The organism is Labrys sedimenti (assembly GCF_034424805.1).
Taxonomy (GTDB): Bacteria; Pseudomonadota; Alphaproteobacteria; order Rhizobiales; family Labraceae; genus Labrys; species Labrys sedimenti.
The window spans coordinates 56,064-69,876 of sequence record NZ_JAXOUF010000014.1 but is presented as its reverse complement, the minus strand read 5'-3'; the positions used below and the strand labels follow the sequence as shown (position 1 = coordinate 69,876).

General features: G+C 63.1%; 9 protein-coding genes. 8 read left to right on the top strand and 1 reads right to left on the bottom strand.

The features are described from left to right. The first annotated feature begins 102 nt into the window (after positions 1-102). Positions 103-1,146, top strand: coding sequence for an EscU/YscU/HrcU family type III secretion system export apparatus switch protein (locus tag U1R88_RS27100; RefSeq protein ID WP_322434060.1), 1,044 nt, complete (start codon positions 103-105; stop codon positions 1,144-1,146). A 151-nt stretch (positions 1,147-1,297) separates the two neighbouring features. On the opposite strand, the gene U1R88_RS27095 is transcribed toward U1R88_RS27100, so the two are convergent. Next, positions 1,298-4,426, bottom strand: a complete 3,129-nt coding sequence (locus U1R88_RS27095) for a LysM peptidoglycan-binding domain-containing protein (protein ID WP_322434059.1) — start codon at positions 4,424-4,426, stop codon at positions 1,298-1,300. 308 nt (positions 4,427-4,734) lie between these two features. Between U1R88_RS27095 and U1R88_RS27090 the strand changes: the two genes are divergently transcribed. The 7 genes from U1R88_RS27090 to U1R88_RS27060 all read left to right on the top strand — a co-directional run bounded on the left by U1R88_RS27090 (position 4,735) and on the right by U1R88_RS27060 (position 13,801). Continuing rightward, entirely contained in the window at positions 4,735-7,170 is a 2,436-nt protein-coding gene (locus U1R88_RS27090) for an ATP-binding protein (RefSeq protein WP_322434058.1), read from the top strand. 4 nt (positions 7,171-7,174) lie between these two features. Continuing rightward, complete coding sequence (locus U1R88_RS27085) at positions 7,175-7,570, top strand: response regulator (RefSeq protein ID WP_322434057.1); 396 nt, start codon at positions 7,175-7,177, stop codon at positions 7,568-7,570. Positions 7,571-7,860: 290 nt separating this feature from the next. Next, entirely contained in the window at positions 7,861-9,159 is a 1,299-nt protein-coding gene (locus U1R88_RS27080) for a hypothetical protein (RefSeq protein ID WP_322434056.1), read from the top strand. A gap of 22 nt (positions 9,160-9,181) precedes the next feature. Continuing rightward, entirely contained in the window at positions 9,182-9,577 is a 396-nt protein-coding gene (locus U1R88_RS27075; RefSeq protein WP_068281395.1) for a response regulator transcription factor, read from the top strand. Next, a complete protein-coding gene (locus tag U1R88_RS27070; protein WP_322434055.1) occupies positions 9,574-11,337 on the top strand; it encodes a YaiO family outer membrane beta-barrel protein in 1,764 nt (587 codons plus the stop codon). Before U1R88_RS27075 ends, U1R88_RS27070 begins: the two co-directional genes overlap by 4 nt. 44 nt (positions 11,338-11,381) lie before the next feature. Continuing rightward, positions 11,382-12,377 carry a HEAT repeat domain-containing protein gene (locus U1R88_RS27065; protein ID WP_322434054.1) on the top strand — a complete coding sequence of 332 codons (996 nt, stop codon included), beginning with the start codon at positions 11,382-11,384 and terminating at the stop codon, positions 12,375-12,377. Beyond that, a complete protein-coding gene (locus U1R88_RS27060) occupies positions 12,374-13,801 on the top strand; it encodes a glycosyltransferase family 2 protein (RefSeq protein WP_322434053.1) in 1,428 nt (475 codons plus the stop codon). Before U1R88_RS27065 ends, U1R88_RS27060 begins: the two co-directional genes overlap by 4 nt. The last annotated feature ends 12 nt before the right edge of the window (positions 13,802-13,813 follow it).

Below are 13,813 nucleotides of genomic sequence, written 5' to 3'. Positions count from 1 at the left end.
CCTGCCGCGGAAACCATATACGCAGGTCATCCACGAAGAACCTCGGAAAGATGCGCGGCCGCGCAGGAAATAGCGCAATCGCGCATGGTATAGGGCGCTGACATGTCCCAGGAAAGCGAAGAGAAAAAGCTTCCCGCTTCGGAAAAGAAACTGCGCGATGCACGACGCAAAGGCCAGGTTTCCAACAGTCGGGACCTGGTTTCGGGCTTCTCGATCTTCGCGGCCCTTGCCTTCCTCTATATCGCGGGGTCCGGCATCATGGACCGCATCAAGCAATTCGCCGAGCTTGTCGCGAGTGCGCAGTCGGCTCCCTTTGCCCAGACCGCCAGTGCCCTCATTCACCAGGCCATGCTCACGCTTCTCTACATCGTGGTGCCGCTGGCGGGGGTCGTCGTCGCCGTGACGATCCTGGTCAGTACCATCGCGACGCGTGGCCCGGTGTTTTCCTTCGAGCCGCTCAAGCCGCAATTCGAGCATGTCAATCCCGCCAAGGGGCTCAAGCGCATCGCATCCCTGCGCAACGTCGTGGAGTTCGCCAAGAGCCTGATGAAGACGTTGTTGCTGGCGGCCGTCTTCGTCGCCATCATGGCCGCCTGGCTGCAGCCGCTCTTCGAGGTTCCAGCCTGCGGCCAGTCCTGCCTCGAGCCGACGCTGCTTGCCATCCTTACGCCCCTGGGGGCGGCGGCGGCCCTCGCCTTCATCGTGGTCGGCCTCATCGACATGCCGATCCAGCGCGGGCTCTTCCTGCGCGACATGCGGATGACGAAGACTGAGTATAAGAGAGAACACAAGGATTTGGAGGGAGATCCTCTCATTCGACAGGAACTTCAACGTCAGCGTCGCGATGTGGCCAGCCGGCCCTTCCGGCTCGGCCTCGCCAATGCGGTTCTGGTCGTCGCCGGCGCGGAGTACCTGGTGGGCCTTCGCTATGTGCGCGGCGAAACGCCCGTTCCGGTTCTGGTCGGCAAGGGCGAGGGCGCTGCGGTGCCGGGCCTTCGTTCGCAAGCCCGCGAGCTCGATCTGGCGATCGTCGAGGATGCGGCCCTGGCCGAAGCCCTGTTCGAGCGCACGGCCCCCGGCGCCTATGTCGACCCCGACTATTTCCCGGCCATCGTCGCCCATCTGGTCAAGAACGGGCTAGTCTAGCAGTAGCAATCTCCATTTGAACGAAACACGGAGTATCGACCGGAGGTCGACACTCCGTGTTTCGAACGCTTCGTTGGGAATGTGCGACTGTCGGACTACGGGGGACGCCAGTTGTGGCTTCGACCTCGACGGGAGCGTTTTCCAGAACCGGTCAGGCCACCGGAATGGCGATGCCGAGTGCCGCCAGGACGACATCGATCTGCGCGACCGAAGCCGGCCCGGCCTCGCCCTTGCGGACCTTGGAGGCGGGGTTGTCGATATGCACGGTGACTTCGCCCGAACCGTAGTCGTCGGGCGCCGTGAAATCCTCCTGGGCGTTAAAGCGCGAGGGATCCGTGTAGGTGGAGTCGGAGGAGGCCGTCTGCGGGAGCTTGGTGGCATCGCCCTTAAGGCCGGCCAGCGTATGGTGCAGATTGCTCACAAGCGTGTCGCGCGCCGCATTCGGTATGGCGTTGATCCAGTTGATGAAGGCCTGCCGGCTGGTGGGATCGTTCATCCTGAAGCCCTTGAGCTCGCCATATTGGATGAGGAGCGGCACGGGGCTGTAGCCTTCGCGGCTCTGGTTCATGAGGGCGGCGGCGGCTTCCTCCGACAGGCCGGCATGTTCGAGGAAGGCGGTCGCGTCGGCGGTCTCGAATTCGTGATTGTCGCGATTGCCCGCCACGACGAACTGGGCGATCACCGCGCCGATGACGACGGCCAGCCCGATCGGTCCGAAGGCGGTGCCGGTGCCGAGAGCGGCCATCACCGTGCCGCCGCCGGCGACGAGGGAGAGGCTGCCCATCGTCGGATCGCCCGCCTTGAAATAATCGACCGCGTTCCAGACATCGAAGATCGCGCCGACCGCACCGAGAACCTTCACCGCCGGCTTGCTGCTGGATCCGAACACCTCTACCGTCTTGTTGCCGCCCGAGAGAAGGCCAAAGCCGTGCGAGAGCTCGATCGCACGCTGGCTGACGCCGGCGGCGTCGATCACCATCTTGAGCCCGCCCTTCCAGGTCGGATTGTTGGCTAAGTTGACGCCGGTATTGACCAGACCCGCCAGGGTGGCGGCGGTGCCGATGATGCGCAGGATCTTGCCCGGCGTCGTGTCGTTCTTGAAGGCCTTGATGCCATTGGTGTCGGTGATGTCGTCCAGCCCGGCATTGAGCTGGCGCATCTTGCGCTCCACTTCGGCGGGCGTGTCACCGGCCTTGGGCAGTGAATCCTCGACCAGCTTGATGGCCTTGTCGAGCTCGCTCTGCTTGACGCCGAGCATCTTGGCCATGCTGCCGTCCTTGAAGGAGACGAGCGCATCGTCGACCTTCCTGAACGTTGCCGGATTGCTTGGGTCGAAATCGGCGAAGCCGGGGATCACGGCGCGCCGGATCAGCTGGGTTGCCGCTTCCTCGACGATCTTGCGGCCGCGATCCGTCAGGCGCAGCGTGCCTGCGAGCTTGTCGAACTTGGGCAGGCCGAGCAGGGTCGGCTCCTGCGTCAGCGTCATGTTGAGCGCCATCGCGGTCTTGTCGTCGGCGAGCAGTTTGGCGACGGCGTCGTTGGCCTGTTTCTGATACTGGGCCAGTTCGGGCGGCAGATTGCCCAACTGGTCGATCTGGACCAGGAGCTTCTTGCCGTCCTCGCTGATCTTGGCGGCGAGGTCCTGCTCCTTCTGCTGCCATTGCGGGCCCTTGCCCGTCTTGTAGTCGGCGATCGCCTGGGTGAGTTGCTCGGGCGTCATCAGCGGGCCCTTGCTGGCGATCAGATATTGCAGCTCCTTGGTGTGTTCCAGATAGGCATCGACATCCCTGTTCACGCTGCCGGCCGCAAATTGCTGCACATTGGGAATGACGGTTTCATCGACCGGATAGCCGAGGGCAAGCGGGTAATCCAGGCGCGAGCCGCTGGCGATGGCCTGGGGAATGGAATTGATGTCGTAGCTTCCGATCTCGGCGAAGCGCGCGACGATGGCCGATGCGCCTGGGGCATCGCCTATCTTGTCCATGATTGCCATCAGGTTGGACAGGCCTTCCATGCCGATCAGATCGGTGCCGACCTCGCGCTGACGCGTGGCATTGGCGGCCTCGATGGTGGGCAGGGCTGCCTGCATCAGCTTCACCGCCAGGTCCGGATCGGCCTTGTCCACCAGGCCGCGCAGATTGTACATCACCGTCGCAGCATCGCCCTGGTCGCTGACCGCCGTCTTGGGATCGTAGTCCTTCAACTGCTGCGTCGCCTCGTCGGCGGCTGCCTGGATGAGGGTGAGGGCATCCTGCGAATTCGCGATGGCCTGCTTCACCTCGGGCGTTGCCTTGGTGTAGCCCTCGGCCATCTTCTCGAAGGCCTTGCCGGGGCTGCCTGCGGCCTTGGCGTCGTCGATGATCTTGCGCGCCGCGGCTTCCACCTGCGGCCCGGCATGGCCGGAGGGACGCAGGGCGATGCCGAGATCCTTGCCGGCCATCTCGATGGCGCTCTGTGCAGGGCCACCATCCGTCCAGTCGCGATCGAACAGGCGCTGCAGCGCGGCCGGCCGCTCGGCTTCCGGCAAGTCGGCCAGATAGGCCTTGGTGTCGGCAGTGAGCTGTTTCTGCTCGGCCGCGAAATCGTAGGTCGGGCCGTCGGAATCGGCGCCCTTGTTGCCGCGTTCGTAGAGGCCTTTCGCAAAGGCCTCTTCCGGATCGGTCTCCAGCCCGCGCTCGTGAATTGCCGCTTCGGCGCTGGCCTTGGCCGGCCCGCCATCCGACCAGTCATAGGCAGCGATCCTGAGGGCAGCCGCCTGGCGCTGAGATGGCGGCAGAGCATCGAGATAGGCCCCGATATCGGCCTTGATCGCCGCACCACCGGCCTTCAGCTCCTCCAGGGAGATTCCGTCCTGGTAGCCGAGCTTGTTGCCCTGGCCATAGAGATCGTCGAGGAAGGCCTTCTCTCCGGACGGCGCGCCGCCGGCACCGGCCGGGGACTTGGCAATCAGTTCGGGCGCGCTTTCGGGGACGATGACGACATCGTTGGGGTGGATCACGTCGCCATTTGCGTCGAGATGCCCCTTGTTGGCCGCGATAAGGTCCGCGAACTTGACGTTGCTCTCGGCGGCGATCTTCCACAGGCTGTCGCCCTGCTCGACGATGACCGTCTTCTCCGTTTTCGGATCGAGCTGCTTGGGTCCGCCGGCATCGGCCCGCTCGCGCACGGCCTTGTCGATCTGCGATTCGAAGAATTTCTGCTGCTGCGGGGGGAGCGCGAAGCTCACATTGCGGATCGGATCGAAGCGAAACCGTGCGTTCGGATCTATGCGAAAAGACATGCTGCATTACCCCGCCAGAGTCAGTCGTGCCATGGCGACGGCGCATCCGCCGCGAGCGGCTGCGCGGCCAGTTTGTGGGCAGCACTATGACCGGGGGTGGATGATGGTTTGATGACACGCCGGGACCATCCGGCGCGGGTCTGGTGGATTCCGCGAGGCGAAGGCGGACACTTCAGATCCTGGACTGGCCCATTGGGAAAGGCTGGACTATCGTCGCATCTCACCTGTGATATCGGTGAGTTTATTGCCGGAAGATTTCCATCTGCGATGGTCGACGGCGAATAGTCCGATCAAGATTTGGGGCCGGTATGGGTACGATCTGGCAATCACTCCTGGCAAACCTTGCACTCGTCTCGATATTTCTGGTGGGATGGGACATCATTTCCGATCTCGCCAGGCGGACGTCCAGGAAAGTTCAGGAGCTCCTCCTGGGTGCTGTGATGGCGGGTGGGGCTATAATATCCATGCTGTTGGCCGTGCCGATCGCCTCCGGCTTCATCGTCGATCTGCGGTCCGCCTTCATCGCTTCCGCCGCCTTTTTCGGAGGATGGAGAGCGGCTGCCATTGCCACCCTGTGCGCGATCGCCTTCCGGCTCTATCTCGGCGGCGCAGGGGCATGGCCGGGTGTGACAGGCATCCTGATCTCGGCAGCCGTCGGGCTGGGCTATCACTACGCCATAGGCGGCCGGCGCCGGAAGTCGGTGGATATTCTGGGGTTGGGTGCTGCGGTCGCTGCCGGCAGCGCCATCGGCTTCATGCTGTTTCCATCACATGCCGGTCTTGAGATTTTCAAACAGGCCGGCTTGCCGCTGCTGTCGTTCGTCTTCGTCAGCCAGATTATCATTGGCGTCCTGCTCGACAGGCAATGGCGTCGACGCGAACTGGCGGAAGCCAATTTGATCTTCAGTGCGATGGTGCGAGAGCTGCCGGACTGCCTCAATGTGAAGGATAGTCAGGGCCGCTTCATCGCCGCCAATCCCGCAACAGCCAGATTCATGCGGGCTGGCTCGGTGGATGCCCTGATCGGCAAGACGGATTTCGATTTCTTTCCCCCCGATCTGGCGGAGAAGTTCCGCCAGGACGAAGTGTCGACCCTGGAGCGTGGCGAGACGGTGCGGATCGATCAGCCGGCCGTTTTTCCGGACGAGCGGAAGGGCTGGGTAGCGACATTGAAGGCGCCGTTCCGCGACGAGGGTGGGCGTATCGTCGGCATCATCACTTATAATCGCGACGTGACGGAGCAGAGGCGCGCAGCCCAGCTCAAGAATGAATTCATCTCCACCGTCAGCCATGAATTGCGGACGCCGCTGACCTCGATCCGCGGTTCTCTCGGCCTCATCGCCGCCGGTGTCTCGGGCACACTGCCTCCCAAGGCCGCCAACCTCGTCAAGATCGCCCACACCAACAGTGAGCGACTGGTTCATCTCATCAACGACATCCTCGACATGGAAAAGATCGAGTCGGGCAAGATGGTGTTCCAGGTCGCCCGGACGGCGCTGCGGCCGATCCTGGAGCAGGCCATCGCGGGCAGCACCAACTACATGTCCGAAAAGCAGATCCGTATCGCCCTGATGGACGATGCTCCCCGGGCGGAAGCCGTTCTCGATCCGGATCGGCTGCATCAGGTCCTGGCCAATCTCCTGTCGAATGCCATCAAGTTCTCCCCGGACGGCGAGACGGTAATCCTCCGATTGCAGCGTCAGCAGGGCAGAAAGCTGCGCATATCGGTGATCGATCGCGGCGGCGGCATTCCCGACACGTTCCAGGACCAGATTTTCGAGAAATTCGCCCAGGCCGATGCCTCGAACACCCGCAGCAAGGGAGGTACCGGCCTTGGCCTGAGCATTGCCAAGACCATCGTCGAAAAGCTTGGCGGTACCCTGTCTTTCGAAACCGGAGAGAGAACCGGTACGGCCTTTCACGTCGAGCTTTCCGAAGCGGAGCGGCCGCCCAGGCCGGAGCCCGCCGTCATCGTCCGCAAGCGGGACAATCGGCTGAGAGTGCTGATCTGCGAAGACGAGGCGGACATCTCCGCCGTGCTGGCCCTGCTTCTCGATGCGGAAAACTTCACAAGCGACGTCGCCCCCGACATTGCCTCGGCCAAAACCCTTCTGCGGACACGCGACTATGTGGCGATGACGCTGGACATCAAATTGGCCGGGGAGTCGGGCATCGAGCTCTTCCGCCATATTCGAGCCTCCGCCACCAATGCGAACATCCCCGTCATCGTGATATCCGCGGTCGCCGACGAAACCCGGCGCTCCCTGAACGGATCTGCGATCGGGATCGTGGATTGGCTGGAGAAACCCGTCGATCCCGACCGTCTTCATGCCGCGCTCGAAAAGATCGTCACCCGCAAGATCGACCGCCGGCCCAATATCCTGCATGTCGAGGATGACGAGGGTGTCCTGACCGTGATGTCGGAGGGATTGGGGCCGGATGTCTGCATTTCGTCGGCTCGCTCCTTGGCCCAGGCCCAGGAGGCGATTGCACTGCAGCGCTTTGATCTTGTCATTCTCGACATTGGGTTGCCGGACGGGTCCGGCCTCGACCTCCTGAAGGATTTGCCCCTCGATACGCCGGTCATCGTGTTTTCGGCCGTGGAACTCGACCAAAATCTCGGCGATCGCGTCAGGGCCATCATGACCAAGACCAAGACGTCCGAGCTTGATGTGGCAAAGCTGGTCAGGAACTTGCTGCCCACCTTCGATATTCATATCCACATGACGACATCGGGAGAGTGAAGCGATGCCGACCAAGATCCTTTACGTCGACGATGAGGATGATATCCGGGAAATCGCTCAGATCTCGCTGGAGCTCGAGCCGCAATTCGAGGTGCGTTCGTCCGCCTCGGGCCGCAGGGCGCTCGTCGATGCCGCGGAGTGGCAGCCGGATCTGGTCTTGCTGGACGTCATGATGCCTGGCATGGATGGCCCCGAAACGTTGCGCCAGCTGGCTGCATCGACCCGAACGGCTTCAATTCCCGTCGCCTTCGTCACCGCCCGGACCCAGACGCATGAGGTCGTGCAATATCGTGCCATGGGTGCCATTGGTGTCGTTGCAAAACCGTTTGATCCCATGACCTTGGCGAAGGATGTGAAGAGATTGCTCCAGGAACGCGGCTCAGGTCGACAGCTTTTGTGAAGGTCTGACCGGTGCGGTTCATGCGGACAGGGTGGAACAACCGGGCCTATGCGATAGCCTTGGTCGCTGCAGTGGAGGTCATGGCTTTGTCTCCATTCATATCGGTTGCCTCCGCTTCGGAGGACAAGCAATGGTCTTTTCCCATGCCGGGTCTGACGGCCACGCCCGACAAGCTCGTCGTCATCGGTGTGAAGGAGAATGGGCTTTTCAAGCCGACCGAGGTTGTCCGGCCTCAGGAGGACGGCGGCAAGCAGCCGGCACGGCCGGCCTCCTTGCCCTTCGAGGCTAATTTGCTCCCTCTCCTCGATCATCGCATTTTCGGGGTGGAGGAGCGCGTCCAGCTGTCGCCGGATGCAGCTGGCGTCGTCATCCGATGCTCCCGGGGGCATCGACCGGCCGGCGTGGTGTTCGGCGCGGCCGGATACCGGCTTCCGCCCGGCATGCGGGGCGCGTTGCTCATCGAAGGGCAAAGCTCGACCGGCTTCGGCCTGGCCCTGACCGCTCCAGGCCAGGACGCGCCCGATGCTCCGCCCGGCGGCATGCAGTCCCTTCCGGCTTCCATCCCCTCGGCGAGCTGGCGCAACACGGACGGCATCCGCAACCTGGTCGTGACCTGCCCGCAGGATGATGCCGCGGCGATGATCTCAGGTTTGCACCTGGTCCCCGATCGTATCGGGGACCATCGGGGAACCGGGAGCTGGATTTGGGACCCGCGGCCCTGGCTGGCCGATCCGGACCGGCTGGTGGAAGAAGCCAGGCGCGCGAGGGTCGATCGCCTCTATTTGCAATTGCGCATCAAGGATGGACAGGTCGAGGACGCTGCCCAGATTGCCCGTTTGATCGACATCCTCGCCCGCGCCGATATTGCCGCGCATGCGGTGGAGGGCGATGCGGCGATGGCCACGCCAGCCGGGCGTGCCCATGCGCTCGACCGGGCCAGGATATTGCGGCGCTTCAAGCAGGCCGCCCCCGGGATACGTTCCTTCCAATACGACATCGAGCCCTATCTCCGGCCCGAATATGCTGCCGATCGCGCTGCCGGATGGCGGGAGTGGGCGGCGACCGTCAAGGCGCTCTCACAGGTGCTCGGGGAACCCGTCGAAGTCGTGGTGCCCTTCTGGATGTTCGATGATGTCGCGGGCGAGCAGGCCCTGGAGAGCGTGCGTGGATCGATCCAGGCAATTGCTGTAATGGCGTATCGCACCGATACTGCCGTCGTCGAGCAGATCGCGCAGCCATGGCTGAATTGGAGGGGCGCTGATGCAATTCCGGTTGGCATCGCGCTCGAGAACGGTAGGGTTCCCGACGAATATCACAGAACTTATGTTCGAGCGCTGCGCGGCGAGGTGGTGCTTGATCGTTCGGGAGAGGGCGTAGCTGTACGAATATTGCCTGAGAAGATTTCAGATTCAAAAACTAAACCTGTTTTTTCGCTAAGTCATGAAGTTGAGGTGAATTCATCGCGAATCAGCTTTATGAATGCTCCCCAGACCCTGGCAGAGGCTCGAAGAAGGTTAGAGCGGACATTGCCGGCATGGCCTGGGTTCGGCGGTTTGCTGGTCCATGAATTGTTGAGGCCGGGGCCGTGACGGTTGACGTGGGATAGTCCAAGTGAGTGCTGCAAAGACAAAGGTCCTGATCTGCGACGATGATCCCCTGCTGCTGGAGCTCATGGAGTTTCGGCTGCAGGCAAAGGGCTATGACGTCGTCAAGGCGGTCGATGGTGCGGAAGCGCTTTCCCGGGTGGGCGGGGAGCGGCCGGATATCGTCGTGCTCGATGCCATGATGCCGAAATCGGACGGATTCGAGGTTCTGGCCCGCATCAAGAACGATCCCGACCTGTCCGCGATTCCCGTCGTGATGCTGACGGCCCGCAAGGGAGAAAAGGATATCGTTTCGGCACTGGAGAAAGGTGCAGACGACTATCTGGTCAAGCCCTTCATTCCGGAGGAATTGTTGGCGCGGCTGGCACGCCTGGTTTCACGGCGGCAGGGCAGGCGCGGATGAAGGGGCGGGCGGGCGCCGTCGCATTGACGCTCCTTCTGGCGCTGGGGCAGGTCGCGTCGGCCCAGACGCCCGACGAGCTCTATGCGTCCGGCGTGAAGGCCCGCCAGCAGCAGCATTTCGACGAGGCCGCCGACCTGTTCAAGCGTGTATTGGCGCAAAAGCCCGATAACACCGATGCTCTCGTGCAACTGGGCTTCGTCGAGCTTGGCCGTAACGATCTCGCCGCTGCTCGTGAATCCTTCTCCAAGACGCTCACTCTCGCGCCCGCCTATGCGGATGCCAAGTTCGGGCTCGCGGAAATCGAGTTCCGCTCCGGGAATTTGGATGCGGCGCTCGGGCTCATCGAATCGCTTGCGAAAGAGCATCCCGATAATGGCGATTTTGCCCAGCTCCTCGCCAATCTCCGCAAGGCGCAGGCGGCGAAGAAGCAGGTGACGACCGCCAGACCCGTAAAACCCAGCCCCGCCAAGGCTTCTCACCCGTCCAAGCCTCTCCCATCCAAGCCTCGCCCGGACCCCGTTGCGGCCTTGCTGGAGAAGGGCCGGAAGCTCAGAAATGCGGGGCGTTTTGCCCAGGCCGAGCAGATCTACCGCGAGGCCCTCAAGCGGGCACCGCGCAATACGGACGTGTTGGTGGCACTCGGCCTGGTCGCGGGCTTCCAGCAGAAATTCGGCGAAGCGGACCGTTTTTTCGATGAGGCTCTGCGGATCAAGTCCTCTTTGCTGGACGCCAGGCTCGGCAAGGTGCGGCTCGCCCTCTGGCAAGGCGACGTCGCGCTTGCCAGGGCCCGTATCGACGCCATTCTGACCGAGGCACCCGGCAATTCGGAAGCCCTTGTCCTCGAGGGGCGGATCGCCATGCTTGAGGGCGACCATGTTCGCGCTGCCCAGGCCTACCGCCAGGTCCTGGCGCGGGAGCCTCGCAACGGCGAGGCTCTGGTGGGGCTTGGCGATATCAGCCGGGCAGAGGGCGATGACGATGCGGCGCGGCAGGCCTATCGCCAGGCTTTGGCCATCGAGCCCAATTCGCAGGATATCGCGCAGAGGCTGGCCGTGCCGCCGCCTCGCAAATGGCGTTTCGACATCGGCAGCGAGGTCAGCGCCTTGACAGCGGGCCAGGGAAACTGGACGGACAGCATCGTCGGCCTGTCCTACCGCCTGACGCCCAGCACCACCTTATCGGGCAAGGCCCGCCTCGCCACGCGTTTCGGACAGACGGACGTACAGGTCGAAGGACGTATCGACCATGCTTTCTCCTCCCGGTTTTCGGCCTATGCCTTGGTGGCCGCGACACCGAGCGCGGATTTCCTGGCCCGCTATTCCGTCGGCGCCGGTGCTTCCTGGCAGGCGGTTTCCCGCACGAATGGCGTCGGCCCGCTGTTTCTCAATGTCGATGCCCGCTATGATGATTTCGCAGACACGCGGGTGACGACGATTTCGCCCTGGATCCAGGGTTATGTCTTCGATGGCCGTCTCGGCCTGTCGGCCCGCTGGGTCCATGCGCGCGATGATGCCGATACCCGGGCCGACGGCTATGTGCTTCGGGCGGATGTGGTGGTGACGCCTCGATTGTCGCTGTTCGCGGGCTATGCCGATGCTCCCGAGATTTCCGACGGCTCGCTGGTGCCAACCCGCTCCGTCTTCGGTGGGGCTGCCTATGATCTGACCGACGACCTGACGCTGCGGGCCAGCTTCGCCCATGAAAGGCGGCGAGCGTTCGATCGCAACACCTTCGGTCTTGGCCTGACTACCCGGTTCTGATCATGCTCTGGCTGATATGGTCCATTTCGATTGTCCTGAGCCTCTTGTCACTCCTGGTCATGGGCATCCTGATCCTTCGGCGCATGCTCAAGCAGCGCCGGAAGGCAGCAGAGGCACAATCCCGCCAGAACGTGCTCAGGGCATTGATCACCTTCTCCCACGACCGCGATCGCGAAGCGCTGAAGCGAGTGATAGCCGGCGTCCCGCCGCGCGTGGCCCTGGATGCGGGTTTCGAATTCCTGGCCTTGTTGCGGGGAGACGAGCATGATGCGGTCATCGCGCTTTTCGCCGAGTGCGGACTGCCTGCCGAGGCAGGTCGCCAGCTCCGCAAGGGCAACGCTGCCGCACGCATTCATGCCGCCGAGATGCTGGCCAAGTTCAAGGGGAACGACACGACGGCCGCGCTGCAGATGGCCCTGGAACGGGATCGCTCGCGGGAGGTCCGTTTTGCGGCTGCGATCGCTCTTTGCGACCTCGGCGCACTGCCTCCACTCGACACCGTCTTGCGCCAGATCGGCCTCACCGGCCAGCGCTCGCGGCGCCTGGTCGATTTGTTCCGGCGTCTGCCCGCCGATCGTTTCGACGAGTTGAAGGCCCATATCGCCCGTCCCGATACCACGGCCTTCGTCAAGTCTGCCGCGATCGAGGCGCTGGCGCGGACAGGCGATCACCGGCTCAACGACCTCTTCCAGCGGGCAGCCAGAGAGGCCATTCCCGATGTCGCGGCTGCGGCTGTCCGGGCCTTGGGATTGCTCGGGCATCCCGATGCCATACCCGTTCTCACCGAGGCCATGACCCATGGCGACTGGAGCGTCCGGGCTGAGGCCGCCGAAGCCGCCGGTCGCCTGGGGTTGCCGGATTTCGTCGCGCCTCTGGTCGCTCTCCTCGACGACGAGATCTGGATGGTCAGCTATACGGCTGCAAAGGCCATGCGGGGTATCCCGCCCTTGGGCGAGGACAGGTTGCGCGAAGTCGCCGCGGGTGAGACCTCCCTTCGCCAGCGCATGGCCTCGCTCGTTCTCGCGGAAGGACCTGCATGATGTCGGACTGGTCTCACTACGCTACCGTAGGGGCGGGCATCCTCGCCTGGCTCATTATTGCGCTGGGCCTGATGCAGACGCTGGTCTATCTGCTGCAGCTCCTGGTGGCCGCCTATGCGCTTTCGCGGCGGCCGCCCGTTACGCGCTCGGCCCTGTTATGGCATCGCTATGCCGATATCGCGCCGCCGATTGCCCTGATCGTGCCTGCCTACAATGAGGAAATGAACATCGTCGAGAGCGTCCATTCGATGCTGGCACTCGAATATCCTAATTTCGAGGTCGTGGTGGTCAATGACGGCTCCAAGGACCAGACATTGCAGCGTCTGATCGAGGGCTTTCGGCTGGTGAAGTTCCAGCGGCCGCATGAAGACGCCCTCAAGCACAAGCCGATCCGTGGCCTCTACTCCTCGCCCATGAACGAAAGGCTGTTCGTGGTCGACAAGGAGAACGGCGGCAAGGCGGATGCGCAGAATGCCGGCATCAATGTCTGCCGGGCTCCGGTCTTCTGCGTCATCGACGGGGACTCGATCCTGGAGCCGGATGCGCTGATGCGCGCCGTTCAGCCCTTTATCGAAGACCCGGAGCGTGTGATCGCGGTGGGGGGAACCATCCGTATCGCCAACGGTTCGCGCATCGAAAGCGGCCGGGTGCAGGAGGTGAACCTGCCTACGCGCTGGCTGCCGCTGTTCCAGATCGTCGAATATCTGCGGGCCTTCCTGATGGCGCGGCTGGCCTGGAGCCGCATCAACACCCTGATGCTGGTCTCCGGTGCCTTCGGCGTGTTTCGCCGCGCCGAGGTCGTCGCCGTCGGGGGCTTCACCAAGGGTTCGATGGGCGAGGATCTCGATCTCGTCATCAAGCTACATCGCCACATGATCGACGCCGGACGGGCCTACCGCATCCAGTTCATTCCCGAACCGGTATGTTGGACTGAGGCACCGGAGACGCTCGGCGTTCTCGGGCGGCAGCGTTCGCGCTGGCAACGTGGCGCGCTCGAATGTTTCTTTCGCTATCGCTCGATGCTGTTCAGGCCGCGTTATGGCCGCGTAGGCTTCCTTGGCCTCGGTCACATCCTGGTGGTCGACGTGCTCGGGCCGATCGCCGAGGTGCTGGGCTATGTCCTGATTCCGGTAAGCTGGTTCCTCGGCTTCCTCTCCACGCCCTATATGCTGGCTTTCGCCGCGCTGGTCTTCGTCTATGGCGTCTGCGTCAGCGTCGGATCTCTGGTGCTGGAGGAAATGGAACTGCAGCGTTTTCCGCGAGCGCGTGACCTCGCCATCCTGACCCTGGCCGCCGTGGTCGAGAATTTCGGCTACCGCCAGCTCAACAATTTCTGGCGCATCAAGGGGTGGTGGCAATATCTGCGCGCCGACCAGAACTGGGGCGAGATGACCAGGACTGGCTTGTCGGGGGCACGCAAATAGCGCTTTGCGGCA